The 23,987-nt window shown below is 72.5% G+C and carries 23 protein-coding genes; 14 read left to right on the forward strand and 9 right to left on the reverse strand.

Going from position 1 to position 23,987, the window contains the following annotated elements:
* Positions 1 to 48: 48 nt before the first annotated feature.
* The gene (locus tag HUT10_RS03410; protein ID WP_176169813.1) at positions 49 to 1,071 is read left to right on the forward strand and encodes a helix-turn-helix domain-containing protein; all 1,023 of its coding nucleotides are present in this window, start codon (positions 49 to 51) and stop codon (positions 1,069 to 1,071) included.
* 398 nt (positions 1,072 to 1,469) lie between these two features.
* Here the strand turns inward: HUT10_RS03410 and HUT10_RS03415 are convergent, their stop codons facing one another.
* Positions 1,470 to 2,435 (reverse strand): TIGR01777 family oxidoreductase, encoded by a 966-nt coding sequence (locus tag HUT10_RS03415; RefSeq protein WP_176169814.1) that lies wholly within the window; start codon positions 2,433 to 2,435, stop codon positions 1,470 to 1,472.
* Positions 2,436 to 2,879: 444 nt separating this feature from the next.
* Here HUT10_RS03415 and HUT10_RS03420 point away from each other — a divergent pair, with 444 nt between their 5' ends.
* From HUT10_RS03420 to HUT10_RS03470, 11 genes are read left to right on the forward strand one after another with little or no spacing between them, the layout of a single operon-like run.
* Entirely contained in the window at positions 2,880 to 3,332 is a 453-nt protein-coding gene (locus HUT10_RS03420; RefSeq protein ID WP_176169815.1) for a hypothetical protein, read from the forward strand.
* A 51-nt stretch (positions 3,333 to 3,383) separates the two neighbouring features.
* Positions 3,384 to 3,833: a hypothetical protein gene (locus tag HUT10_RS03425; RefSeq protein ID WP_176169816.1), complete on the forward strand. Its 450-nt coding sequence runs from the start codon at positions 3,384 to 3,386 to the stop codon at positions 3,831 to 3,833.
* A complete protein-coding gene (locus HUT10_RS03430) occupies positions 3,830 to 4,312 on the forward strand; it encodes a hypothetical protein (RefSeq protein ID WP_176169817.1) in 483 nt (160 codons plus the stop codon). The genes HUT10_RS03425 and HUT10_RS03430 overlap by 4 nt, the downstream gene beginning before the upstream one ends.
* Positions 4,309 to 4,737 (forward strand): hypothetical protein, encoded by a 429-nt coding sequence (locus tag HUT10_RS03435; protein WP_176169818.1) that lies wholly within the window; start codon positions 4,309 to 4,311, stop codon positions 4,735 to 4,737. The genes HUT10_RS03430 and HUT10_RS03435 overlap by 4 nt, the downstream gene beginning before the upstream one ends.
* A gap of 43 nt (positions 4,738 to 4,780) precedes the next feature.
* Entirely contained in the window at positions 4,781 to 5,116 is a 336-nt protein-coding gene (locus HUT10_RS03440; RefSeq protein ID WP_176169819.1) for a competence type IV pilus major pilin ComGC, read from the forward strand.
* A gap of 60 nt (positions 5,117 to 5,176) precedes the next feature.
* A complete protein-coding gene (locus tag HUT10_RS03445; protein WP_176169820.1) occupies positions 5,177 to 6,265 on the forward strand; it encodes a type IV pilus twitching motility protein PilT in 1,089 nt (362 codons plus the stop codon).
* Complete coding sequence (locus HUT10_RS03450; RefSeq protein ID WP_176169821.1) at positions 6,262 to 7,791, forward strand: GspE/PulE family protein; 1,530 nt, start codon at positions 6,262 to 6,264, stop codon at positions 7,789 to 7,791. Before HUT10_RS03445 ends, HUT10_RS03450 begins: the two co-directional genes overlap by 4 nt.
* On the forward strand, positions 7,788 to 8,993 hold the full coding sequence (locus tag HUT10_RS03455) for a type II secretion system F family protein (RefSeq protein WP_176169822.1): 1,206 nt from the start codon (positions 7,788 to 7,790) through the stop codon (positions 8,991 to 8,993). Before HUT10_RS03450 ends, HUT10_RS03455 begins: the two co-directional genes overlap by 4 nt.
* The gene (locus HUT10_RS03460; protein WP_176169823.1) at positions 8,993 to 9,433 is read left to right on the forward strand and encodes a prepilin-type N-terminal cleavage/methylation domain-containing protein; all 441 of its coding nucleotides are present in this window, start codon (positions 8,993 to 8,995) and stop codon (positions 9,431 to 9,433) included. Before HUT10_RS03455 ends, HUT10_RS03460 begins: the two co-directional genes overlap by 1 nt.
* Positions 9,427 to 10,050 carry a prepilin-type N-terminal cleavage/methylation domain-containing protein gene (locus tag HUT10_RS03465; RefSeq protein ID WP_176169824.1) on the forward strand — a complete coding sequence of 208 codons (624 nt, stop codon included), beginning with the start codon at positions 9,427 to 9,429 and terminating at the stop codon, positions 10,048 to 10,050. Before HUT10_RS03460 ends, HUT10_RS03465 begins: the two co-directional genes overlap by 7 nt.
* Positions 10,047 to 12,047 (forward strand): hypothetical protein, encoded by a 2,001-nt coding sequence (locus HUT10_RS03470; RefSeq protein WP_254896657.1) that lies wholly within the window; start codon positions 10,047 to 10,049, stop codon positions 12,045 to 12,047. The genes HUT10_RS03465 and HUT10_RS03470 overlap by 4 nt, the downstream gene beginning before the upstream one ends.
* Before the next feature lie 24 nt (positions 12,048 to 12,071).
* Here HUT10_RS03470 and HUT10_RS03475 read toward each other — a convergent pair whose 3' ends face one another.
* Positions 12,072 to 12,851, reverse strand: a complete 780-nt coding sequence (locus HUT10_RS03475; protein WP_176169825.1) for an A24 family peptidase — start codon at positions 12,849 to 12,851, stop codon at positions 12,072 to 12,074.
* 402 nt (positions 12,852 to 13,253) lie between these two features.
* Between HUT10_RS03475 and HUT10_RS03480 the strand changes: the two genes are divergently transcribed.
* Positions 13,254 to 13,667, forward strand: a complete 414-nt coding sequence (locus HUT10_RS03480) for a hypothetical protein (protein ID WP_176169826.1) — start codon at positions 13,254 to 13,256, stop codon at positions 13,665 to 13,667.
* A 134-nt stretch (positions 13,668 to 13,801) separates the two neighbouring features.
* Here HUT10_RS03480 and HUT10_RS03485 read toward each other — a convergent pair whose 3' ends face one another.
* Positions 13,802 to 14,242: a DUF6294 family protein gene (locus tag HUT10_RS03485; RefSeq protein ID WP_176169827.1), complete on the reverse strand. Its 441-nt coding sequence runs from the start codon at positions 14,240 to 14,242 to the stop codon at positions 13,802 to 13,804.
* 186 nt (positions 14,243 to 14,428) lie between these two features.
* On the opposite strand from HUT10_RS03485, the gene HUT10_RS03490 reads away from it, so the two are divergent.
* Positions 14,429 to 16,534, forward strand: a complete 2,106-nt coding sequence (locus HUT10_RS03490; protein WP_176169828.1) for an AfsR/SARP family transcriptional regulator — start codon at positions 14,429 to 14,431, stop codon at positions 16,532 to 16,534.
* Positions 16,535 to 16,640: 106 nt separating this feature from the next.
* Here HUT10_RS03490 and HUT10_RS03495 read toward each other — a convergent pair whose 3' ends face one another.
* The 6 genes from HUT10_RS03495 to HUT10_RS50445 form a co-directional block, all read right to left on the reverse strand.
* Positions 16,641 to 19,517 (reverse strand): beta-galactosidase, encoded by a 2,877-nt coding sequence (locus HUT10_RS03495; RefSeq protein ID WP_176169829.1) that lies wholly within the window; start codon positions 19,515 to 19,517, stop codon positions 16,641 to 16,643.
* A 43-nt stretch (positions 19,518 to 19,560) separates the two neighbouring features.
* A complete protein-coding gene (locus tag HUT10_RS03500) occupies positions 19,561 to 20,547 on the reverse strand; it encodes an arabinan endo-1,5-alpha-L-arabinosidase (RefSeq protein WP_176169830.1) in 987 nt (328 codons plus the stop codon).
* Positions 20,548 to 20,681: 134 nt separating this feature from the next.
* A complete protein-coding gene (locus HUT10_RS03505) occupies positions 20,682 to 21,698 on the reverse strand; it encodes a pectinesterase family protein (protein WP_176169831.1) in 1,017 nt (338 codons plus the stop codon).
* Between the two features lie 9 nt (positions 21,699 to 21,707).
* Positions 21,708 to 22,478, reverse strand: a complete 771-nt coding sequence (locus HUT10_RS03510) for a pectate lyase (RefSeq protein WP_176177653.1) — start codon at positions 22,476 to 22,478, stop codon at positions 21,708 to 21,710.
* A gap of 223 nt (positions 22,479 to 22,701) precedes the next feature.
* Entirely contained in the window at positions 22,702 to 23,328 is a 627-nt protein-coding gene (locus tag HUT10_RS50440; protein ID WP_254896659.1) for a polysaccharide lyase family 1 protein, read from the reverse strand.
* Positions 23,244 to 23,939, reverse strand: a complete 696-nt coding sequence (locus HUT10_RS50445; protein ID WP_254896660.1) for a hypothetical protein — start codon at positions 23,937 to 23,939, stop codon at positions 23,244 to 23,246. The genes HUT10_RS50440 and HUT10_RS50445 overlap by 85 nt, the downstream gene beginning before the upstream one ends.
* Positions 23,940 to 23,987 lie beyond the last annotated feature (48 nt).

A 23,987-nucleotide genomic window follows, 5' to 3' on the forward strand; every position in this document is an offset into this window, starting at 1 on the left:
GGCGGCCGGTGCTCGCCTCGAGGCTGTCGGCGCGCCTATCGTGGCGGGATGAAAGGCCTGCTGCTGCGGCTGTCCGGGCTCGACGCCGACGCCGAGAACGCCGTGCGGGTGATCGGTTTCTTCGACCGCCTGATCACCGGCCGCGCCGGGCTGGACGTCCTGGTGCGCAGCACCGCGGATCTGGCCGGCTGTCCCGTCGGGGTGCACGCTCCCGGGCAAGGCTTGTCGCTGCGGGCCGCGCCGGGCGGTGCCGTGCTCACCCCGGCCGCCGCGCCGGTCGGGGCGGCCACGCGGACGCTCGAAGGCGGCGTGGTCGTCTGGGTGGCGCGGGACGGCGCGCCCGTTCCGCTCGACGACATGCTGCTCGAACGGTTCGCCATCGCCGCGGCGATCCTGCTGGAGCACTCCGGGGTGCCGCGGCCGGAGCTCGGGGATCCGGCGCTGGTCGAGCTGGTGCTGTCGGCGGACACCGGCACCGCCGAACGGTCCCGCGCCCTGCACCTGCTCGGCTTCGGCCCGGCGACCCGGCTGCGCGTGCTCGCGGGCACCGGGGTCGACGCGCTCGCGGGCCGGTCCGCGCGGCTGGGCGGGGTGCGGGCGGTCCTGCTGCCGGGCGAGGTCGCGTCGCTGCCGGAGGGCGCCCGCGCGGGCGTCGGCCCGGACGGACCGGCCATCGACGTCGCCCGTTCGTGGGCGGCCGCCCGGACGGCGCTGCGCTTCACCTCGGCGGCCGAGCCGGTGGTGCGGTGGGAACGGCTCGGCGCGCTGGGTGCGCTCGCGGACAAGCTGACGCCGCCGGAACTCGCGGAACTGGCCGACGTCCGCGCGCTCGACCGCCTGGCGGCCGAACCCCACGGCGCGGACACGGTGGCGGCGCTGGACGCGTTGTGCGCAACGGGCTCGGCCCGCAAAGCGGCTGCGGCACTGCACCGCCACCACAGCACGATGCCGGCGCGGCTGGCCCGCGCGGAGTCGGTGCTGGGCTTCGAGGTCGACTCGCCGGCCGGCCGCTTCCGCCTCCACCTGGCCCTGACGCTCCGGCGGCTGCGGGACAACGCCGACCTCGGCTGACCGTCCCGAGTGGACTCGGCCGGCGCGACCACCGGTCGCGCCTTCCGCGGCCTCGTGCCGAGCCCCGCCGACGGTTGCGGCGAGCGACACGCGCCCGTGGATGGACGACACGCGCACCCAACCGGACGACACTCGTACCCGGGCCGTCGGCTTGCGTACCCGGATGGTCGGCTCGCGCACCCGGACGGTCGGCTCGCGTACCGGAAGCGTCGGGTTGCGTACCTGGGCGGACGGCTCGCGTACCTGGGCCTTCGGCTCGCTGGCCCGAACGGGCGGCTTGCGTACCGGAAGCATCGGGTTGCGTACCCGAACCGTCGGCTCGCGTACCTGGGCGGTCGGCTTGCGTACCGGAAGGGTCGGGTTGCGTACCTGGGCGGTCGGCTCGGCGCGGGCCGCGGTCAGGTGGTTGTCTTCGCGGGCCGGCGGGATCGTCGGACCAGGTCCTCGGCCGCGGGCGGCCAGGTCGGGTACTCGAACTCGAAGCCCGCCTCCGTCAACCTGCCCGGGGTCACCCGGCGGCTCTTCAGCAGGAGCTCGGTGTCGCTGCGGAGCAGGAACGCCCCGATCTCCGCCATCCACTTCGTCGCCGGCAGGCCCAGCGGGACCCCCGCCGCCGCGCGGAGGGTGCGGAGGAAGTCGGCGTACGGCAGTGGTTCCGGAGCGGCCAGGTTCACCGGGCCGCTCAGTTCGCCCTCGATCAGGAAGCCGATCGCCCGGACCAGGTCGTCCTCGTGGATCCACGACATGTACTGGCCGCCGCCCGCCACCGGGCCACCCAGACCCAGGCGGGTCAGGCGCAGCAGCATCGCCAGCGCCCCGCCCGGCTCCGGGCTCATCACCATCGCCGTGCGCAGGGCCACCTTGCGCGTCCCCGGCGTGGCCGCCACGCGCTGCTCGCGCTCCCACGCCTTCGCGATGTCGACGCTGTACGACCAGTACGCCGGCACGTCCGGCTCGTCGCCGCCCAGGATGCCCGTATCCTCGTCGTTCGGTGCGTCCAGCCGGTGCGCGTAGATCGTCGCGGTGCTCATCTGCAGCCACACCGACGGTGGCCGGGCCGCGCGGGCGATCGCGCCGCCGACCACCCGGGCCGAATCGACGCGGGAGTTCAGCATTTCGCGCAGGTTCGCCGCGGTGTACCGGCAGTTCACCGACCGGCCGGCCAGGTTGAGCACGACGTCGCTCCCGTCGAGCTCGGCCGTCCACGGGCCCGCGCTGCGGCCGTCCCACCGGACGTGGCGCACCCCCGGCTCCGGCCGCGCCTCCCGCCGCGTCAGCACCACGACCTCGTGCCCCTGCCCCGCCAGCGCGCGGCTCAGCACCCGGCCCAGGTGCCCGGTCCCACCCGGAATCACGATCTTCATGCCACCCCTCCCGCCCCGGTTCCACCGTACCGGAAGAGTTGAACGCGTTCAAATATGACTCAACACGCGGCGAATTGTCACGCAAAGTAGTACCCGCCCGAGCGCCTGCAGCGCTCCACCGGAGCCACTGGCCAAGACCGCGAGCAGGCCACGGAAGATCACGGGAGGGTCTCCGCCATTCGGCCGAACGGGTCATGAAAACCGCAGGTCACGGTCCCGCATCGGAACTCGCCCGGCGTGGAACAACCTCGCCGTGGCTCGATTGCGCGCGCGTAACAGGTTGGACCGAAAAGAGCAAGGGACCTCCGGCCTTCGCAGTCGGGCCGGTCGCCCGGGGAGAAGATCGCCGCGGAATTCGCACACTCTTCGTGACGGTCCTCACGGACCAGCCGGACCGCGACCGGGCACCGGCCTTCCCGATGAAACAGCTTCCAGGAGAACCTCATGCGCAAGATCAGCAAGCGGTCCGCGATCGTCCTCGGCGCCGTCGGGGCGGTGGCCGTCGCCGGTGTCGCCTACGCGGCCTGGACGAGCACCGGCTCCGGCACCGGCTCGGTCTCCTCGACCACGTCGGTCAACTCGACGATCACGCCGGCGGGCTCGGGCAGTGCGCTCTACCCGGGCGGCGGCACCGACTTCACCGTGACCGTCAACAACCCGAACGACTACCCCGTCGTGGTCACCGGGATCAGCGCCGGCACCTCGAACGCGGTCGGCAGCTGCGCCGCCGGCACCGTCACGAGCCCCGCGCCCGCGGACACGACCGGCACCATCGCCGCCGGTGGCTCCAAGACCTACACCCTGCACGCGACCATGAGCGCCGGCGCCACCGACGCCTGCAAGAGCGTGACCTTCGTCCTGCCGCTCACCGCCACCCTCGCCTCGAACGCCTCCTGACCCGCCGGCGGGGCGGCGCGCGCCGCCCCGCCCTTCCCGGAAGGGACCCCGATGTCCAGGTGGCGCAGCGGTGTTCCGGCGGGCGCGCTCGCGGCCGTCGTGCTCACGTGGTTCGCGATCGGCCCGGCGCCGGCGGCGAACACCGCGAACGGCAACGGCAGCAAGCAGTTCGGCATCGCCGACGTGCCCGGCCGGGCCACCGCGCTCGTGCCCGGCGCGACCGGGAACCGGTGGATCCGGCTGGCCAACACCGAAAACTTCCCCATCCTCGTCCAGACCGTGACGGCCGCGGTCGGCAAACCCAACGACAGCCGCGGGCGGCCCGTCCCGGCCTGCCCGGCGTCCTCGGTGCAGGTCGACGCACTTCCCCGGCCGGTGACGGTGCCCGCCAACGGCACCGCCGACGTCGCCCTCACCACCCGCATGCTGCCCGGCACCCCCGACGCGTGCCGGTCGGTCACCTTTCCCCTGACGTACACAGGAACGGCGGTCAAGCCATGAAGAACCCGACCCTGCGCCGCGTGCTCGTGGTCACCACGGTGGTCGGCGCGACGCTGGGCGGCGGGATCGCCGTCGCGGCGTGGACGAGCTCCGGTTCGGGTGCCGCGAACGCGAAGGCCGGCACGGCAGCCGCTCCGACGACCACGGCACTGACGGCCGCGGCCTTCACCAGCAACCTGCTCTACCCCGGCGGACCGGCCGGGGAGGCCAAGGTCCTGGTGAACAACCCGAACCCGTACCCGGTCAAGGTCAACAGCATCGTCGCCAACGGGACGCCGACCGGCTCCGGTGGAACGGGCACCTGCACGGCGACCGGCGTGAGCTGGACCGCGCAGACGACGCTGAGCCTGCCGGTGCCCGCCAACGGGAACGCAACCCTCACCCTGGCGGGCGCGGTCTCGATGGGCCCGACCTCGGACGACGGCTGCCAGGGTGCGCTGTTCTCGATCCCGGTGACGGTCACGGTGGTGAGCGGATGAGCGCGAACCGGGTGGTTTTCGCGGCGGTGCTGGTGGCGGCTTCCTGGACCACGGTGATCAGCGGCCTGGTCGCGGTGGGTGCCGCGAGGGCGGAGGCGGCCTGGCTGAAGTCCGGCTCCGGCACGGGATACGCGGTGGCCGGGACGCTGCCGGACATCGCCAAGCCGACCCTCACCAACCCGAAGTGCAACAACAGCGGCAGCGGTCCCACCGCCACGCTCACCTGGGCTTACCCGGCCGCCCTACCGCAGGGCTTCGAGGTGCTGACCTCGCTCACGCCGAACAGCCCCACCAACAGCATGACCACCACGAACACCACGACCACCGTCTCCCTGCTCAGCAACAACAGGACCACGTACGTGAGCGTGCGTGCGGCCCTCGGCGCGTGGCGGGGACCCCGTTCTCCGGAGGTGCCCGCCTGCTGATCCCGGAACGCCACCCAAACCCTGCAACGCAAAGGAAAGAACCATGCTGGAGAACCTGCGTGCCGCCCGCGCGAACGAGGACGGCTTCACCCTCATCGAACTGCTCATCGTCGTCGTGATCCTGGGCGTGCTCGCCGGGGTCGTCGTGTTCGCGGTGCAGGCGTTCAACGGTGACGGCAAGGCCGCCGCCTGCAACGCCGACTGGAAGAGCGTCGAGACCGCCAACGAGGCGTTCTACGCCAAGACCGGCGGTCACGCCGCCAGCCCGGCCGCGCTGAAGACCGCCGGTTACCTGAAGGACGAGCCGTCGACCACCAACGGCTACACGATCGCCATCACCGCCGGTGTCGTCACGGCTTCCGGCGCCTGCACCCACTGATCCGCTCCGCGGGGTGGGGCGACCCACCCCGCGGCACACACCCTCGCCCCGGAGGATCCCATGCTCACCCAGATCGGCAGCCGCGTCGACGGCCTGCTCGAGGCACTCTGGCAGGCGCGCGGCACCGACTTGCTGCTCACCGCCGGACTGCCGCCCCAGCTGCGCGTGCACGGTGACCTCTCCGCGGTCCCCGGCCACCCCGTCCTCACCGGTGACGACACGCGCGCGCTGCTCGCCGAGCTCCTCACCGACGACCAGGCCCTCACCTGGAGCACCGCCCGCGAATTCGACTTCTCCTTCGGCTGGCGCGACGAAGCCCGCGTCCGCGGCAACGCCTTCACCCAGCGCGGGGAGACCGTCGTCGCGCTGCGGATGATCCCGCGCCGGATCCCCGGCATGGCCGATCTCGGCCTGCCGCCCGTCCTGGCCGACTTCGCGCGACGGCACCAGGGTCTCGTGCTCGTCACCGGGCCGACCGGCTCCGGGAAGTCGACCACGCTCGCCGCCGTCATCGACCGGATCAACAGCGAACGCGCGTGCCACATCCTCACCGTCGAGGACCCGATCGAGTACGTCCACGAACACCGGCGTTCCGCGGTCAACCAGCGGGAGGTCGGCACCGACACCGAGTCCTTCCCCGCGGCCCTGCGCAGTGCGCTGCGGGAGGACCCCGACGTGCTGATGGTCGGCGAGATGCGTGACCTCGACTCGATCCGCTTCGCCCTCACCATCGCCGAGACCGGGCACCTGGTCTTCGCCACGCTGCACACCAACGACACCGCGCAGTCCCTCGCGCGGATGATCGACGTCTTCCCGGCGGGCCAGCAGGAACAGGTCCGCGTCCAGCTCGCCGCCGCGCTCACCGGGATCGTCCACCAGCGGCTGCTCCCCCGCGTCGGCGGCGGCCTCGTCGCCGCCTTCGAGGTGCTGGTGGCCAACACCGCCGTGCGCAACCTCATCAAGGAGGGGAAGCCGCACCAGCTGCGCAACGCGCTGGTGACCGGGCGCCGCGAAGGCATGGTGACGCTGGAGCAGTCGCTGTCCCAGCTGGTCGCCGCCGGGCTGGTCACCCCCGCCGACGCCGCCGCCCGCAGCCTGCACCCGCAGGACATCGATCCGCGGCCGCTGCCCCGGAGCGTGCCGGCATGAGAATCCGCACCCAGCCCCGGTCGGTCGACCTGCGCACGGTCACGCCGGACCGCGCCGCCGCCGACCTGCTCGGCGAGGCGAAGGCCCGCGAGCTCTGCGCGATCCCCCTGACCGTCCGCGAGGACACCGTGCTGGTCGCCGTGGCCGACGCCGCCACCGCCCCGGCGCTGCAGGCGGCCCTCGGCCGCCCGGTGACCGTCGCCGTCGCCGACCGCGCGGACATCCTGGCCACCATCGGGCGGACCTACCGGGCGCTCACCGGCGTCGACCAGCAGGTCAAGGCGTTCGAAGCCCGCGACGCCGTGCGCCGCGACGCCGCCCGCGCCGAAGCTCCGGCCACGGCGAACGACGACGCGCCGGTCGTGCACGTCGTCGCCCTGATGATCAAGCAGGCACTGCGCGACCGCGCCTCCGACATCCACGTCGAGCCGCAGGCCGAGCGGATCCGGGTGCGCTACCGCATCGACGGCGTCCTGCACGACGTCCTCGACCTGCCCGGCTCGATGGGCCCGGCGGTGACCAGCCGGATCAAGATCCTCGCCGGCATGAACATCGTCGAGCGCCGCCGCCCGCAGGACGGCCAGATCAGCATGGACGTCGAAGACCGGCCGGTGGACATCCGGGTGGCCAGCACGCCGGTCGTGGGCGGTGAGAAGGTCGTGCTGCGGCTGCTCGACAAGAGCCGCCCGCTGTTCCGGCTGCCCCAGCTGGGCATGCCCGCCGGGATGGCCGAACGCTACACGGCGGTGCTGCAGTCGCCCTACGGCATGGTGATCTGCGCCGGCCCGACCGGCAGCGGCAAGACCACGACGCTCTACGGCTCGCTGGGCGAGCTCGACAGCAGCGAACGCAACATCATGACCATCGAGGACCCCGTCGAGTACACGATGTCCTCGATCAACCAGATCCAGATCAACGAGCAGACCGGCGTCACCTTCGCCGACGGCCTCAAGTCGATCCTGCGGCAGGACCCGGACGTCATCCTGGTCGGCGAGGTCCGGGACGTCGACACCGCACGCATCGCCGTGCAGTCCGCGCTCACCGGCCACTTCGTGCTCTCCTCGCTGCACGCCACCGACGCCGCCTCGGCGCTGCACCGGCTGCTGGACATGGGGATCGAGAACTTCCTCGTGGCGTCGTCGGTCACCGCGGTGCTCGCCCAGCGCCTGGTCCGGCGGATCTGCCTGCGCTGCCGGGAGTACTACGCGCCCTCGGCCGAAGAACTGTCCTTCATGGACTCCCTCGGCGCTGACGAGCCGGCGGGCGGGTACGTCCGCGGGGCCGGCTGCAACTTCTGCGCGCAGACCGGGTTCCTCGACCGCACCGGCGTCTACGAGCTGATGCCGGTCAGCGAAGGGATCCGGACGCTGGTGCTGGAGAGCGCGCCGCACCGCGAGGTGCACGAGCTGGCCCGCAAGGAAGGCATGCGGACGCTGCAGGACGAGGCGCTGCGGCTGGTGGCCGAGGGCGTCACCACCCCGGCCGAGGTGCTGCGGTCGATCTACCTCACCGGAGGGGCGCGATGAACCGGTACGCCTACGTCGCCACCGGCCCGGACGGGCAGCGCACCCGCGGGGTGCAGAAGGCCGCCGACGCCGATTCCGCCGTCCTCGCGCTCTACGAACGCGAGCTGCGGGACATCGAGGTCACCGAGAAGAAGAGCGTGCTGAGCCGGGAGCTGACCGCGCCGCGGGTCAAGCGCGAGGTCGTCATGCACCTCTCGCGCCAGCTCGGCGCGTTCGTCCGGGCCGGGCTGCCGCTCATCGACGCCGTCCGGATCCTCGGCGAGGAGGCCGCGAACTCGACGGTGGCCCGGATGCTGCGGGACGTCGAACAGGGCCTGCGCGGCGGCGACCGGCTTTCCGACTGCATCGACCGGCACCCGAAGATCTTCCCCGAGTTCTACCGGGAGATCCTGCGCTCGGCGGAGCTCACCGGGCAGCTCGACCAGGTCCTCGACCAGCTGGCCGATTACCTCGAGCGCGACCTCGAAGCGCGGCGCAAGATCAAGGCCGCGCTGATCTACCCGGCGATGATCGCGCTGATGTCGGTCGTCACCGTCGTCGTGCTCGCCACCTTCGTGCTGCCGCGGTTCAAGGTCTTCTTCGCCAGCCTCAACGCGAAGCTGCCGTTGCCGACGCGGATGCTGCTGGCCGTCACCGACTTCCTGGGCCGGTGGTGGTGGGCGCTGCTGGCCGGCCTGCTCCTGCTCACCGTGTCCTACCTCGTCGCCGTGCGCACGCCCGGCGGCCGGTACGCCCGCGACCGCGTGCTGCTCGGCGTCCCGGCGATCGGCCCGACCGTGCGGCACGCGCTGGTCGAGCGGTTCTGCCGGATCCTGTCGTCGATGGTGAGCGCCGGGGTGCCGCTGCCGGAGGCCCTGCGGGTCGCGACGGACTCGCTGCGCAACCGCGTGTTCATGCGGGCGCTCGGCCGGGTCGCGCAGGCCGTGCTGAACGGCGAGGGCCTGGCCCGCCCGCTCACCGGCTCCGGGCTGTTCCCGGTGACCGCGGCGCAGATGATCCGCGTCGGCGAGGACACCGGCACCCTCGACACCCAGCTCGAGGTCACCGCCCAGTACTACGAAGGCGAGCTGGACTACCGGCTGAAGAAGCTCACCGCGCTGTTCGAACCGGCCGTGATCGTGGTGATGGGCCTGGTCGTCGGGTTCGTGGCGGTCGCGCTCGTCTCGGCGATGTACGGGATCTTCGGCCAGGTGCACGTCTGATGAGGACCGACGACCGGGGCGAGACCCTGCTGGAGCTGCTGGTCGCGGTCGCGATCCTGGGTATCGCGGTCGTGGCGATCGTCGGCGGCATCGGCGTCAGCGTGTTCATGTCCGACGTCCACCGCAAGCAGGCCACCGCCGGTGCCGGGGTGCGCGACTTCGGCGAGGCGGTCGAGAACCAGGTGATGGCGGGCGGCTACTTCGCCTGCGCGGCGCCCGCGAAGTACGCCGCGCCGGCCGGGTTCACCCTGCCGCCGGGGTTCACCAGCGCGGTGTCGTCGGTGAAGTACTGGACCGGCTCGGCGTGGTCGGCGACCTGCGGCACCGACACCGGGCTGCAGCAGGTGACCCTGCAGGTCGCCAGCGGCGACGGGCGGGCGAGCGAACGCCTGGAGGTCGTGGTGCGCAAGCGGTGCGGGCTCGGGGAGGCGCTGTGCTGAGCCGCCGGTCCGACGCCGGGTTCACGCTGGTGGAGCTGCTGATCGTCGTCGTCATCCTGGGCGTGGTCGTGGCGCCGGTCGCCAACGCGGTGATCGTCTCGATCCGCAACACCGATGCCACGTCCGCGCGGCTCGCGGTGTCGCACGACGCCCAGCAGAGCGCGGCGTTCTTCGCCCAGGACGTCGCCGCGGTCGGCCTGCGGGACTACTCCGGGTCGGTGGGCAGCGGCCAGGTGCCGTACTCGCCGTCGATCCAGCTCGGGGCCGGCTACGGCAGCGGCGGCCAGGTCTGCGGCACCGCCGCGACACCCGTTTCCCTGGTGCGGCTGCTGTCCGACGACTGGGACACCAGTACGCCGGCCGCGACCCGGCGCACCGCGATCGTCGCCTACTACCTGACGGGCACCGAGCTGCACCGGTTGCGCTGCCTCGATTCCGCGCCGCTGTCCGACTCGGTCGTCGCGCACAACGTCGACCCGGCCACGCCCGCGGTGACGTGCTCCAGCGCGTGCACCGCGGCCGCCGTGCCGCTGTGGGTGAAGCTGACCTTCACCGCCGTCGCGCGCAACGCCGACCCCTACCCCATCACCCTGTTCGGGCAACGGAGGCAGACATGAACCGCCGGTGGAAGGGCGACGACGCCGGAGCCGCGCTGCCGCTGGTGCTCATCCTGGTCACGGTGGTCGCGGTGGTGCTCGGCGCGCTGCTGTCCTTCGCCGACACCGGCGTCCGCACCACGGTGAACCTGCGCGACCAGGCCGCGGCCGCCTACACCGCCGACGGCGCGCTGCAGGCGGGGATCAACGCCATCCGCACCAGCACGTTCACCGGTGCGGCAGGCGAGCACTGCTTCGGCGGGTCCGACACGCTGACCCTGCCGAACTTCGGCGGTGGCGGCTCGGCCGCCGTGTCGTGCACCGCCGACCCGGCGAAGGTGCGGATCCAGTGCCCGTCGCTGAGCGTGTGCAACCGGCCGGGCAACGCGATCCTCACCCTGGGCACCGGCGGCGAGGACGGGCTGAACATCCAGCAGCCGACCGGTTCGTCGTTCCGCGTCCACGGCATCGTGTACTCGAACTCGAACATTCGCGTGGTCAACGGCTCGCTCGACACGAACACCGCGGTGTACGCGCGCGGCGCGTGCTCGGGCACGATCAGCAGTACGCCCGCGCCTTCGTGCGGCTACGGCGGTTCGAGCCTCGGTGCGGATCCCGGCTACACCCCCGCGTTGACCTCCGTGCCGCCGCGGCAGGCGCTGCCGCCGTGCACCAAGGCCGGTTCGCTGGTCACCTTCCAGCCCGGGCTCTACGACGACGCGGCCGGGCTGTCGGCGATGATGTCCAGCAGCAGCAGGTGCAAGGACAGCACGTTCTGGTTCACCCCCGGCACGTACTACTTCGACTTCCGCAACAGCGCCGCGGTCCGGCCGCCGTCGCTGCCCGGCGGCGACGACGTGTGGACGGTCGACAACGGCTACCTCGTCGCGGGCACGCCGGTGGACGGCAGCAAGCGGGTCATCGCCAAGCCGCCGGTGCCGGCGCAGATCCCGGGTGCCTGCGACAACCCGATCGACGACCCGAAGGCGTCCGGCGTCCAGTTCGTCTTCGGCGGCGACAGCAGGCTGGCGGTGAAGGCGGGCCAGGTGGAGATCTGCGGCACCTACAGCGCGGACCGGCCGCCGGTCGCCCTCTACGGGCTGGCCTCGGGCGCGGACGCGCCGGTGACGACGACACTCGTTCCCACCGGCACACCGGGCGGCACGTTCACCACCGCCCCGGCCGGCAGTTTGTCCACTGTGGATGGCAATCTTGCCACGTGGACCAACAACGCCGGTGGCAACCAGAGCGCCGCGGTGACCGCGACCGGCTACACCCCACCCGCGGCGATTCCGGCGGGCTCGATCCTCAAATCCGCACAGGTGCGCGTCCGGCACGGCAACGACGGCGGGTCCACCCAGGACAACCTCACTGTCCAGGTCACTCCGGCGGGCGGGACCACCGGCGACCCGTACAAGGTGCCTTCGTATTCGGACAACTCGCTGCACACCGATCTCGTCGACGTAACCTCGGCCGCGCTCTCGCAACAGGTGTACGACGGCACCTTCACCGGCGCGCAGCTGAGCTACACCGCGGCCTTGAAGCACAAGGGCACAGAGCAGGTCGATGCGTTGCAACTGGTGCTCGACTACACCCCGCCTGCCCTGCGCGCGGAGAACGGGTGCACGCAGCTGATGTACCCGAGCAGTGCCGCGTGCGCCCTGGTGACCGCGGTCAACAACTCCGGGAACCGGTTCTACGTGCAGGGGACGACGTACGCGCCGAAGGCCGTCCTGGACGTCACGCTGAACAACGCGACCGAGCCGATCTTCCGCTTCGGCGTCGTCGCGCGGTCCCTGTGGGTGAAGGAAACCGGGAGCGTGACGTTCACCGGCGCGGTCATCGAGGTGCCGGACGACTCGCCCGGCTTCGTCTTCGGCGTCTACCTGTCCGCCTACGTGTGCCCCGGTGCGGCCACGTGCACTCCGGGTGGTGCCCGGTGGCCCGGGCCCGGGTGGCCTATGTGGACGGTGATCCGACGAACCCGGTGGCCGGGGCGCGGCAGGTGTCGGTGCTGAGCTGGTCGGGGAACCGGTGACGGCTCAGGCCAGGCCGGTCAGCCGCTGGTAGGCCTGGCCGAGCGGGCCGGCCGCGAAGATCGCCACCAGGGCCGCGGCGATCATGAACGGCCCGAACGGCAGCGCCGTCTTGCGGCCGCCCTTGCCGGTGGCCAGCACGACGACGCCGGCGACCGCACCGAGCAGGAACCCGCCGAACGCGCCGACCACCAGCGTCCCCCAGGAGAGGTAGGCGAGGATCCCGCCGAGGATGCCCGCGAGCCGGACGTCGCCGAAGCCCATGCCCGCCGGGTAGGCCAGCGCGAGGAGGAGGTAGAAGGCGAACAGGGCGGCGCCGCCGATCCCGGCGCGGGCGAGCGCCCACCAGTCGCCGCGCCACCAGGCCGACGCGGTCAGCAGGACGACCAGCACCGGGTAGGACGGCAGCACGATCGCGTTCGGCAGGCGGCGGCAGTCGAGGTCGATCAGGGCGAGGGCGACGCCGATCGCGCCGAAGTAGAGGAAGGCGGGCAGGTCCGGCGGGTCGAGCCGCAGGGCCAGCAGCGCGAACAGGACGCCGGTGCCGAGCTCGACCAGTGGGTACCGGACGCTGATCCGGGCACCGCAGCCCGCGCACCGGCCGCGCAGGACGAGCCAGCCGAAGACGGGGACGTTGTGCCGGGGTTTGATCTCCTGCCCGCAGTCCGGACAGCGCGACGGCGGCCGGACGACGGACTCGCCGCGCGGCACCCGGTGGATCACGACGTTGAGGAACGACCCGACGAGCAGGCCGAGCACCGCCGCCGCCAAGACCACCACCGCCATCGGGCTCCTTCCGGCCACCGCAGGTCTCGCCGGACGCAGATCTTGCCGGACGCGCCTGCTGTCCGCGACCGGACGACACGCGTACCCGACCGGACGACACGCGCACCGGGAGGGTCGGCTTGCGTACCTGGAGGGTCGGTTCGCGTACCTGGAGGGTCGGTTCGCGTACCTGGAGGGTCGGGGCTGTGGGGTTCTGGGAGGGGGTGGGCCTGGAGAGGCGGGCACCGGCGGCTCACTGCGCGAGCGCAGCGCGGCCGCCCGGCTGAGCGTCCTCGGCGACCGCGGCCGCGGCGGGTTCCCACGCCGCCTGTCCCGTCCACCTCGTCCGCACCACCGGATGAGGGGAAGCGGAACGGAAGCCGGACCCGGCAGGATGGCGGGCGGACCCGAGGGAGGACGAAGATGAAGACTGCGGTTCAGGCCGGACTGGTGGCGCTGCTGGCCGGTGCGACGGTCCTGGTGGCCCCCGCCCAGGCGGCGACGATCATCCAGCGGTCGGCGATCTGCAAGGCGGACGCCTTCAGCGGCACGCTCACCCTCCGGTACGAGAGCGTCGGCTTCGACTTCCGCATCGTCGGCGGCTACACCACGTCGGGGCCGTACATCGGCGACGTCGCGGGCAAGGTCTCCCTGCGGATCTCCTACCGCACCGGAACGACCACGCACACGGTGTTCTCCCAGACCTCGGCGACGACCGGGAACACCACCTTCGCGGTGCCGACGACCACGACGGTGCCGGCATCGTCCGCCGGCACCGCGGCGGCGACCTTCGACAACGGCACGAGCTCCTGCACCGCGACGGTGCCGATCAGCTGACCGCCGGATCGAGGATCACGCGCGCCGAACCGGCCCCGTCGGCGGGGCCGGCGCCTCCTCGATCCGGCGGGGTCGTCGCGGGCGCCGCCCTGGGTCGCGGTGAGCCGTGACCCAGGGCGGTTCTCACCCCGGGATCAGCAGCTCGAGTGCTGGATCGTCTTGAAGATGTCGACAGCACCGAAGAGCGCCGCGTCGTAAGTGAAGTGCTTCGACCAGAAGTACCGCGGCGGCGGGTTGCCGTCGTTCATCACCGGGCTGTCGAACGTGCCCGCCGAGAACAGCTTCGTCCCGGCCGTGGTCTTGAAGTCGAAGCTGGAGTGCCAGACGTCGCCGGTGTGCGTCTGGAAGGTCAGCGTGGTCGCGCTCCAGTCGCCCGTGCCGTCCGAGCGGAGCACGATGGTGCCGTTGTCCTGCTCGCAGTCACCGACGTGCAGCTGGCCCCACGTCGCGCTCTTCACCTCGAGCGCCGCCGCGTGCGCCGGCGCCGCGTTCGCCGCCGGTGCGCCCGCCAGCACCGCCGCCCCCGTCGCCGCGAGGGCGAAAACCGGTGCGAGACCCCGAATCATGCGTTTCATGGACTTCCTCCCGAAGAACCGGTAGCCGCGGACTCCTCCGTCCGCGACACCGACACTCGCAGCGCCCGTCGACGATCCATCGACAGATCGTCGACGGAGATTCATCCGGCCGTAGACGTATCCCGGGTGGCCCGGACCGCTCCTGTACGCGAACGCGCGCGGTAGCGGCGTTGCGGAGGGGCGGGCATGGGCGGGGTGGACCTCGGGGTGCTGGGACCGTTCGAAGTGCGGCTGGACGGCGAGCCGCGGGACGTCGGGGGTCCGCGGCTGCGGACCCTGCTGGCGGTGCTGGCGGCGGAGGCGGGCCGGGTGGTCAGCGTCGCCTCGCTGGGCCGGGCACTCTGGGGCGAAGAAGCACCCGCGCACGCCGGCCGCACGGTGCGGACGTACCTCTCGCGGCTGCGCGGCGCGCTCGGCCAGGAGGCGATCCTGACCCGGCCGCCCGGGTACGTCCTGCACCTCGCACCGCAGGCCCTCGACGCCGCGCGGTTCGAAAGCCTCGCCGCCGAGGGGCGACGGGTGCTGGCCGCCGGGGAATCGGCCGCCGCCCGTGAGCGGCTGGCCGCCGCGCTCGGCCTGTGGCGCGGCCACACCGCCTACGAGGAGTTCGGCGACGTGGAAACCCTGGTGGCGGAACGGGTCCGGCTCGACCGGCTGCGCCACAACGCCGTCCAGGACCGGATCGACGCCGACCTCGCGGCCGGCGAGGACACCGGGCTGATCGCCGAGCTGGAGGCGCTCACCGCCGCGTTCCCCGGCCACGAACGGCTGTGGGCGCAGCTGATGACGGCGCTCTACCGGGCCGGGCGGCAGAGCGACGCCCTGGAGGCGTTCCGCCGGGCCCGGCACGGGCTGATCAGCGCGTCCGGCGTGGAGCCGTCACCGGTGCTGGCGCAGGTGCACCGCCGGGTGCTCGCCCACGACCCGGCGCTGCTGGCCGCTCGCGCGACCGCGGTGGCGACCGCGCCCGGCGACGCGCTCACCGCCGGCGAGCACGCGCTGTTGGAGGACGGCGACCTGCGGACCAGCCGGGAACACTTCGAAACCGCGTACGTGCAGGCCGAGCGCGCCGGGGACGCCGTCGTGCTCGGCCGCGCGGCCCTCGGCCTCGGCGGGGTGTGGGTGCACGAGCACCGGACGGCCGTCGCGGCGGCGTCCCTGCTGACGCGGCTGCGGTTCGCGCTGGAGCAGGTGGAGCCCGGCTCGTCGCTGGCCCACCGGCTGCAGGCGCGGCTGGCGGCGGAGCTGGACTACGAAGCGGGCCGGCACGACCGGATCCTCGCGGTGGCCGTCCGCACGCGGGCGGCGGACGACCCGGTCGCGCACGCCGAGGCGCTCAGCCTGGCCCACCACTGCCTGCTCGGGCCGGACCACACGGCGCTGCGGCACGCTCTCGCGACCGAGCTGGTCGGGGTGAGCGCCCGCTCGGGCCGGCGCACCGACCTGGTGATGGGTGTGCTGTGGGAGACCGTCGACCTGTTCCTGGCCGGCGACCCGCACGCCGAGCGCCGGCTCGGCGAGCTCGACGACCTGCTCGCCGAGCGCAAGCACCTGGCGGCCGGGTTCGTGGCGGACGCGGTCAAGGTCATGCTGGCCATCCGCGCCGGCCGGTTCCGCGAGGCCGAAGCCGGGGCGCAGGCGTGCGCCGAGGTCGGCCGGGCGGCGGGCGACTTCGACGCGCTCGGCTGGTACGGCGCCCAGCTGGTGGCGATCCGCTGGTTCCAGGGCCGGCTCGGCGAGCTGGTGCCGGTGCTCGACGGCCTGATGCACTCGCCGACGCTCAGCCCGATCGACAACTCCTACTACGCGGCACTGGCGGTGGCCGCGGCCTCGGCGGGCGACCGCCGCACGGCCGCGGGCGCACTGGCCCGGCTGTGCGGGGAGGACCTGGGCGCGCTGCCGCGGTCGAGCACCTGGCTGACGTCGTTGTGCGGCGCGGCCGAGACGGCCCACCTGCTCGGCGACGCGTCCACGGCGGCGCGGATCCACGAGCTGCTGGCCCCGTTCGGCCAGCTGCCGGCGATGGCGAGCTTGGGCATCGCCTGCTTCGGCTCGGTCCAGCACCCGCTGGGGACGACGGCGTTGACGGCGGGCGACCCGGACCGCGCGGTGACGCACCTGAGGGCGGCGGTGCGGCACAACCTGGCGCTCGGGCACTGGCCGGCGGCGGTGTTCTCGCGACGCCGGCATGCGGACGCGTTGCTGCGCCGAGGCGGTCCGGGAGACGCGGCGGCCGCGGAACGCGAGCTGGCGGCAGCCGATGAGGAGGCGCGGACGTTCGGCGGGCGGTGATGTCCGGCCGCCGCAACGCCGACCGCCCATCGAGCGCGGCGGTGTTCCGCCGCCGCGAGCTCCTTCGGCCGCGAAGCCGAGCCGAACGCACGCCCGCTGCGGGCCGTCACAGCGACGGTCGCCACCCCGGTGAGTACACCGGCCGGACCGGCACCCCTCCCCGCGCCGTGCCCAGATCCGTCAGCGCGACCTTCTCCAGGCCGTTGCCCGGGCCGCCGTCGCTGGTCACCGCCAGGGCCAGGCTGTTGCGGCCGTGCGGGTCCAGGATCCCGTCCGGCAGCACGAACGTGTGCTGCGGCCCGACGTCCCCGATGTATTGCCCGACGTTCCAGCCGTTGAGGAACACCAGCACCCGGTACCGGCCGCCGGAGCGGGGCTTCGCCGGGTCGCCGATCGTCAAGCCCACCGAGGTGTCCTGGTCGCGCGGGACGTGCAGCGAGAACGTCGTGCGGTACCACGTCGTCCCCGGGTCGGCCGTCGCCGCGGGCACCGCCGCCGGGGTCCAGGTGCGGTCCGGGAAGCCCGGGAGGTGCCGGCCGTTCGCCAACGCGCCGCCGTTCAGCGGGCCGCGGACCGGGTCCGCTGTGCCGCCCTTCAGCTTCCACGCCACGCCGCCCAGCGTCGTCGAGATGAGGCCGCGGCCCTCCTTGTGCGCGTCGTTGACGCCGCCGTCCTCGTTGTGGCCGTTGTTCCGGACCATCACCGAGAGCACGTGCGGGCCGTCGCCACGCAGGTCTTCGGGCACGGTGAACTCCGCGGTGCCCGTCGTCGGCGGGGCCGCCGACGCGGACGGCAGGACGTGCTGGCCCAGGTACCGGCCGTCCAGCCACGCCTGGAGCATCCCCGCGCCCCCGCCGCCGTAGCGCAGGCCGACCCGCTCCCCCGGCGTTCCGGTGATCCGCCCCCGGTACCAGACGTCGCCGACGCCGAAGCCGTAGTCGTCGGCGGTCAGCACCGGCTGCCCGGCCGGTGGCGGGGTGGTGCTGTTCGTCGTGGTCCGGTCCGCCACCGGCCAGGCCGAGTCGTCGAAGCCCGGTGCGGCTTCCGGCGAACCGGGCGCCGAGCGCCAGCCCGTGAGCTCCGGCAGCCGCGGGTCGGCCGGTCCGGGCAGCGGCCGCAGCGCCAGGACGCTGCCCGACGCCGTGGGCCGCACCGGCACCGGGGCGCCGTTCCACCACAGCAGCGGGCCGCGGGCACCCCACACCTCGAGGTCCCTCGGTGCCTTCGTGTCGCCGGTCAGCGCGAAGCCCGCCCGTGCGGTCCGCACCAGGTCCGGCCCGCGCACGAGCAAGCCGTCCACCGGCCAGAACGTGTCCGCCACGGCGTCTTCGGCGAGCAGCAGCGTGACAGCCGGGCGGCCGCCGCCGCTGATCCGGACCCGCGCGAGCCCGTCGTGGCGGTAGTTCAGCCGCAGGTCGTTCCCGGACCAGGTCGTGGTGACGGACCCGGCGAGGACGTCCACGCGCGGCCGCGCCGGGTACCGCAGCACCGTCTCGCCGTCCTCCCCCGGCCGTCCGTGCAGCAGCAGGGTCCCGGCGGCCCGGGCCATCAGTTCCGACGTCGAGTACACCAGGTGCTGGCCCGCGACGTCGAAGTCCGCCATCAGGAACTTGGCGTCCTGGCCGGCCAGCCGCAGCGGAACCGTGTACTCACCGTCCGATGTGGACAACGGGAAGGTGAAGGCGTCATCGGTCGTGGCGTTCGACGGGGTGTGCACCGGCAGGCAGAAGTGCACCCCGGTGTCCGGGTTGACGTTGTGGTGGACCTTCACCGCGGCCGACGACGGCGTCACCGGCGCCCCGCGGTCCATCTCGGCCAGATCCGGGACGGTGGCCAGGAACGACCCGATCTCCTTCATCGTCGACGCCTTCGGCCGCAGCTGGCGGCCCTCGTCGATCGCCGCGCCGTAGTCGTAGGAGCTGTAGACCACCGGCGCCGGGAGCCCGCCCCACGACGTGCCGCCGAAGGTCATGTAGAAGTTCTGCAGGGTCAGGCCGTTCGCCAGGTTGGTGCCGTAGAAGACGCGCTCGTAGCCCGGGCCCTGCCGCACCGCGGTGCACGGGTAGGTGCCGTTGCTGCCCCAGTAGTCGAACCAGCCGCCGCCGAACTCGGCGACGAACCCCGGCGTGTTCGGCGACGCGCTCGCGCCGCCCTTCGCCCCGCCCGGCCCGTAGGTCCCCCAGTCCGGCGCGACGCTCGGGTTGCCCGGCGTCGCGTCGGTCCGGCAGGTGCCGCCCGGGTAGCCGTCGAAGGCGTAGAGGTCGACCTGGCCCTCCACGGTGCCGGGCACCCCGGCGCCCGGCGGCACCCAGATCCCGTTGCGCCCCTTGTCGTTGTGGAAGACCGGGACGGTGATCCCGTCGGCCCGCACCTTGTCGTGGAGGTGCGCGACGTAGTTGCGCTGCGAAGCGCCGGTCGCGGCCAGCTCGTTCTCGATCTGGTACAGGATCACCGGGCCGCGGCCGTCGGTGTACTGGTGCCTGCCGATGATCCGGTCGATCCGCGTCAGCCATTCGTCGGCCGCGGCGAGGTAGCCGGGCGCGTCGCTGCGCGCCCGGCCGGCCTGGGTGCTCAGCCAGGCCGGGAAGCCGCCGCCGGTGATCTCGGCGTTGATGTACGGCCCGGGCCGCGCGATGACGTACAGCCCCGCTTCGGCGGCGAGGTCGAGCACCCGGTCCATGTCCCGGACGCCGGTGAAGTCGTACACCCCGGGCGCGGGCGAGTGGTAGTTCCAGTCGAAGTAGATCGAGACCGCGTTGTAGCCGGTCGCCTTCATCTTCTGCAGGACGTCCCGCCACAGGTCCGGGCTCGGCAGCCGGAACGGGTGGAACTCGCCGGACCAGACGATCCGGCGGTGGCCGTCCAGCAGGAGCGAGTACCTGTCGAACGTGATCCGGTGCCCGGCCGGGACGGCCGCCGCCGGCGCCGCCCCGAGCCCGGTGGTGGCGAGCAGGGCGAGCAGGAGCGACAGGAACCGCTGCATGGGTCACCTTCCCGACGGGCGCCGTATAGGTCGTTATACGAGGTCAGTACACGTAGGGCCAGCCGGCGCTGTCGTAGCCGACGAGGTTGATGCCGAGCTTGCCGGTCAGCGGCGTCGCGTCCGAGAAGTAGTAGTGGTAGACCAGCACGTCGGCGTCGGTGTCGTGGACGACGGCCACGTGGCCGGGGCCGTGGACGGCGCCGTGGCTCGCGCGGATCTGCGTGCCACCGCCGTCGGTCATCCGGACGCCGGCCCGATCGGTGTACGGGCCGGTGATCGACGTCGAGCGGCCGGCCATCACGCGGTAGGTGCTCTTCGTGCCCTGGCAGCACAGGTCCCAGGAGACGAACAGGTAGTAGTAGCCGCCGTGCTGGACGATGAAGGGCGCTTCCTCGGCCGTCGTGCCGCCCGTGCGCCGGGCGATGCCGCGCAGCGCGGTGTCGCTCGCGCTGCGCTTGCCGGTGGCCGGGTCGAGCCGGATCATCTTGATCCCGGTCCACCAGGAGCCGAAGCTGAGCCACCAGCGGCCGGAGGTGTCGACGAACAGGTTCGGGTCGATCGCGTTGTAGTCGTCGCTGGTGCTGGTCTGGATGACGACGCCCTGGTCGGTCCAGCTGCCGGGCAGGCCGGTGCTGCTGGTGGCGAGGAAGATCGCCGAGTTGCGGGAGCCGAACGACGAGGCCGCGTAGTACAGGTAGTACTTGCCGTTGTGGAAGGAGATGTCCGGCGCCCACAGGTACCCCGGCTTGGCCGGGTCGGTGAAGGGCGCGGTCCACGGCGCGCCGTTCGGCCAGACCGAGCCGATCCTCGTGAAGTGGATCCGGTCGGTCGACCGGCGGATCTGCAGGTACTGGTCGGTGGAGTAGAGCAGGTAGCTGCCGTCCGCCGCCCGGATCATCGCCGGGTCGTGCACGGCCTCGATGTCCCCGGTGACGTAACCGGGGTCGGGGTAGGTCGCGGCTTGCGCGGCGGGCGCGCTCAGCAGGGCGGTGGCGACGGCGACGAGAGCCGGAAGGCGGCGAAGTTTCATGGGGTGTCCTCGGTTCGGCGCCGAGCCTGGACGTTGTTAGCGCTAACAATTCCTGATCGGATCATGGTCGGTGGTCACGGCCCGGCGCGTCAAGGGCCGGACGGAGGGTCTCCCCCGCCCCGGCCCCGACGGCGTCAGTGCACCGGGTTCCACCCGTCACCGCCCGCCAGGTACTTCTGCGGCGTGTAGTTCGCGGCCTGCGCAGCGGACAGCTGCGGCCGGTCGGCGCCGGTGCCCGCGCCCGGGCCGGTGTTGCGGTATTCGCCGAACCGGGCGTCCTTCCACGAGAAGCCCGACATGTCGGTCCACGGCGCCGGCTTGATCGCCGCCGGGAGGGACGTCTCGCGGAACAGGACCTGGGCGACGGCGTCGACGTCTCCGCTCGGGTGCCACGGCCGCCCGAGGTAGAAGCTCGCGTTGGCCGCCGGACTGAGCACCTTGCTGCCGACGACCAGGAAACCGTACGGGTTCGAGCGGCGGGTGCTGGCCGCGGTCAGGAACCCGTTGTTGCTGCTGGAACCGCGGTCCAGCGCGGTGATCGTCGCCCGGTCGAACACCGCGGTGGCGCGGCCGAAGAGGAAGTCGACGTCGCCGCTGATCGAGCAGTTGCGGTAGTACTGGCGCCCGGTCGTGCCGACGGCCGCGGTGTCGGCGTACAGCGTGTCCTGGTGCCCGAGGAAGGTGACGTTGTCGAAGACCATCCGGTCGCCGGTGGTCTTGACCGCGACGGCCTGGGTGTCCTTGATCTCCGGGTGGGCGGTGCGGTCGAAGGAGTTGCGGAAGGTCAGCGCGGTGGCGGTGAAGCCGTTCGCGGCGATCGTCGCGGTCGCGCTGCCGGAGGTGCCGTACGTCGTGCCGTCGGGTTTCTTGGTCCCGCTGGCGTTGTCGTAGTCGATGACGACGTCGGCGGCGTTGCCGGTGGTGCCGCGCAGGGTGATCCCGGTCTTGGCCGACGGCAACGAGACGACCTCCCGGTAGGTCCCGGGCTTGATCGAGACGGTGCCACCGGCGGAAACCGCGTTGATCCCGGCCTGCACGGTCTGGTAGTTCCCGGAACCGTCCTCGGCCACGACGACGTTCGCCGCCGCCGCCCCGGCCGGTGGAGCGGCCAGCGACGCGAGCACCGATGCGACGAGCAGTGTGCCGAACATGGCGCGCCCCTATTTGTAGGTGATGTCGGCGGCGGTGTAGAGGCAGTTCGTCGCGTCCGGGCCGGTGCCGATCTTCGTCGGCTCGCCGCTGGTCACGCCCTGGTACTTCTGGCAGGGCTCGATCTTGCGGCTGGAGTCGCCGGAGATGGTGATCCGGGTCAGCCGGGCGGTGTCGCCGTAGTTGGTGTTGATGCCGACGAGCGCCTTGCCGGGCACGGTGGCGGTGACGTTGTCCACGACGACATTCCGCTTGTACTGCGTTTTGCAGTTGCCGCAGGAGCGGTACAGCTTGCCGAAGTCGCCGACCTGGAAGTTGCGGATGTACATCGTGCCGGGGCCGTTGTGCTGGAACACCTTGTCCGACGCCTTGCGCGCGCCGCCGCCGTCGATGGTCATCGTCTGGGAGGCGGAGGTGCCCTTGAAGGTCGCGGCGTCCTCGCCGACGTCCTCCCACCACACGTTGAGCAGCGTGCAGGTGCCGAGGCAGTGCACGCCGTCGGCGGCGGGGCTGCCCAGGACGACGTTCTTCAGGGTGGTGCCGTCGGCCAGCTGGAAGAGCGGGCTCTGACCTTCGTCCTGACCGCCGCTGCCGAGGTCGCCGGTGCCGTAGAACCGCTTGAGCCCGCCGTCGTAGGTGCCGCTGGTCACCTTGATCGTCGCGCCCACCGGCACGCTGGTGCTCGGGCTCGGCCACGAGGCGGCCGACGCGGTGGCGCCGGTGCCGGCCGCCGCCGAAACGGCGAGCGCGGTGACCGCCACTGCCCGGGTGATCCGGGCCATCACGGGGGGAATCATGCGACACTCCCTGGTCTCGAGTTTCAATCGGCGTTGACGGAAAACGTCCGACCGGGTGGTGAAAGCGCTTTCTCGACCCGAGTTTCGGGTTGCGGACGCGCCTGTGTCAACGTCGTTCGCCGCAGCGGCACGCATGTCGCCCGGATGGTCGCCGAGGAGGAAGCGTTTTCAGAAAACACGTGCCGAAAACCGCGAAACCGTCGGAGGTTCAGCGGCCGGGACCGGCACCGGCGAGCACCAGGGCCGGGACCGCCCAGGCGGGGTCGACGCGTTCGACGAGGGACGGCGTCCACCCGACGTCCGATCCGAGATCCGGGTCGTTGGCGGCGTTGTATTCGGCCAGCAGATCGACCGGGCGCGGCCACTGGCCACCCCGGGCCACCAGGGTGCCGCTCGCGTGCAGCACGGTGCCCTTCCAGTAGTGCACCAGCTGCCCCAGCGGCAGCCCGGCGGGGATCCGGAATAAGTTGTTTTCCGCGTAGATCCGCGATTCCACACCCACGCCGAGCGAATACGTGTAGGCGGCCGGATCCTCGACCGAGTAGAGGTTGTCGTAGACGTGCACCTGGCCGTACCGCACGCGGGGCGCGCGCTGCCCGATCTCGGAGAACAGGTTGTGGTGCAGGGTGACCCGCAGCTTGCCGACGTCGTGGGCAGGCTTGTCGGTGTTGCCGATCAGCATGGTCTTGTCGTGGTCCTGCAGCCGGTTGTAGGACACCGTGACCAGGTCCGAGCCGTTGACGATGTCGATCAGGCCGTCGTGGACCTCGTACTTGCGGCCGAAGTACGCCGGCTGCTCGTCGTTCCCGCCGTCGCCGAACTCGTTGTGGTCCACCCAGACGTGGGTCGCGCCGACCAGGTCGACGTTGTCGTACTCGGAGTTCCAGTTGCCGTCGGCGGTGTCGAGGGGTCCCACTGGGGGAAGCAGTCGTGGGCGTCGGAGAAGCGCAGGTTGCGCAGGATGACGTTGTCCCCGGTGACGCGCAGGGTCAGCCCGTGCAGGGTGGCGTGCCCGCCCAGGCCGACGATCGTGGTGTTCGGGCCGACGTCGAGGACGACCTGCTTCGCCTGGTTGGCCTGCGACCGCTCGCGGGCTTCTTCCAGCGGCCCGGACGGCGGCACCCTCCCCCAGGTGGCCGGGTCGTAGGCGGCCAGGTACGCCGGGAGGCTGTACCCGGGATCGGCGAAACTTTCACAGCTCACGGGCCGGTCGGCCGCGTCCACATTGCCCTCGACGGTGCCGCGGACGTAGACGATCTTGGGTGCGCCGGGGTGTGCGGCCAGTGCGGCCGCGAGCTCGGAGCGCTTGGCCACCGTCCGGACGTCGGCGGGGGCGGCGGCCGACCCGCCGGTGGTGCCGGTGGTCGCGGCGGCCCAGCCGTCGTGGGCGCCGAGCACGACCCGCCCGGGGTCGCGGCCGTGGGCTTGGGCGGGTACCGCGGTCACCGTCAGTCCGAGCAGGGCGAGACACCCCGCGAAAGCCGTCCAGCGCAT

The sequence above is a fragment of the Amycolatopsis sp. Hca4 genome (genome assembly GCF_013364075.1).
Taxonomy (GTDB): Bacteria; Actinomycetota; Actinomycetes; order Mycobacteriales; family Pseudonocardiaceae; genus Amycolatopsis.

Bases quoted from the DNA above. Each gene is read 5' to 3' on its own strand.
- HUT10_RS03410 (WP_176169813.1), top strand. From the start codon at position 49: ATGAAAGGCCTGCTGCTGCGGCTGTCCGGGCTCGACGCCGACGCCGAG.
- HUT10_RS03415 (WP_176169814.1), bottom strand. From the start codon at position 2,435: ATGAAGATCGTGATTCCGGGTGGGACCGGGCACCTGGGCCGGGTGCTG.
- HUT10_RS03420 (WP_176169815.1), top strand. From the start codon at position 2,880: ATGCGCAAGATCAGCAAGCGGTCCGCGATCGTCCTCGGCGCCGTCGGG.
- HUT10_RS03425 (WP_176169816.1), top strand. From the start codon at position 3,384: ATGTCCAGGTGGCGCAGCGGTGTTCCGGCGGGCGCGCTCGCGGCCGTC.
- HUT10_RS03430 (WP_176169817.1), top strand. From the start codon at position 3,830: ATGAAGAACCCGACCCTGCGCCGCGTGCTCGTGGTCACCACGGTGGTC.
- HUT10_RS03435 (WP_176169818.1), top strand. From the start codon at position 4,309: ATGAGCGCGAACCGGGTGGTTTTCGCGGCGGTGCTGGTGGCGGCTTCC.
- HUT10_RS03440 (WP_176169819.1), top strand. From the start codon at position 4,781: ATGCTGGAGAACCTGCGTGCCGCCCGCGCGAACGAGGACGGCTTCACC.
- HUT10_RS03445 (WP_176169820.1), top strand. From the start codon at position 5,177: ATGCTCACCCAGATCGGCAGCCGCGTCGACGGCCTGCTCGAGGCACTC.
- HUT10_RS03450 (WP_176169821.1), top strand. From the start codon at position 6,262: ATGAGAATCCGCACCCAGCCCCGGTCGGTCGACCTGCGCACGGTCACG.
- HUT10_RS03455 (WP_176169822.1), top strand. From the start codon at position 7,788: ATGAACCGGTACGCCTACGTCGCCACCGGCCCGGACGGGCAGCGCACC.
- HUT10_RS03460 (WP_176169823.1), top strand. From the start codon at position 8,993: ATGAGGACCGACGACCGGGGCGAGACCCTGCTGGAGCTGCTGGTCGCG.
- HUT10_RS03470 (WP_254896657.1), top strand. From the start codon at position 10,047: ATGAACCGCCGGTGGAAGGGCGACGACGCCGGAGCCGCGCTGCCGCTG.
- HUT10_RS03475 (WP_176169825.1), bottom strand. From the start codon at position 12,851: ATGGCGGTGGTGGTCTTGGCGGCGGCGGTGCTCGGCCTGCTCGTCGGG.
- HUT10_RS03480 (WP_176169826.1), top strand. From the start codon at position 13,254: ATGAAGACTGCGGTTCAGGCCGGACTGGTGGCGCTGCTGGCCGGTGCG.
- HUT10_RS03485 (WP_176169827.1), bottom strand. From the start codon at position 14,242: ATGAAACGCATGATTCGGGGTCTCGCACCGGTTTTCGCCCTCGCGGCG.
- HUT10_RS03490 (WP_176169828.1), top strand. From the start codon at position 14,429: ATGGGCGGGGTGGACCTCGGGGTGCTGGGACCGTTCGAAGTGCGGCTG.
- HUT10_RS03495 (WP_176169829.1), bottom strand. From the start codon at position 19,517: ATGCAGCGGTTCCTGTCGCTCCTGCTCGCCCTGCTCGCCACCACCGGG.
- HUT10_RS03500 (WP_176169830.1), bottom strand. From the start codon at position 20,547: ATGAAACTTCGCCGCCTTCCGGCTCTCGTCGCCGTCGCCACCGCCCTG.
- HUT10_RS03505 (WP_176169831.1), bottom strand. From the start codon at position 21,698: ATGTTCGGCACACTGCTCGTCGCATCGGTGCTCGCGTCGCTGGCCGCT.
- HUT10_RS03510 (WP_176177653.1), bottom strand. From the start codon at position 22,478: ATGGCCCGGATCACCCGGGCAGTGGCGGTCACCGCGCTCGCCGTTTCG.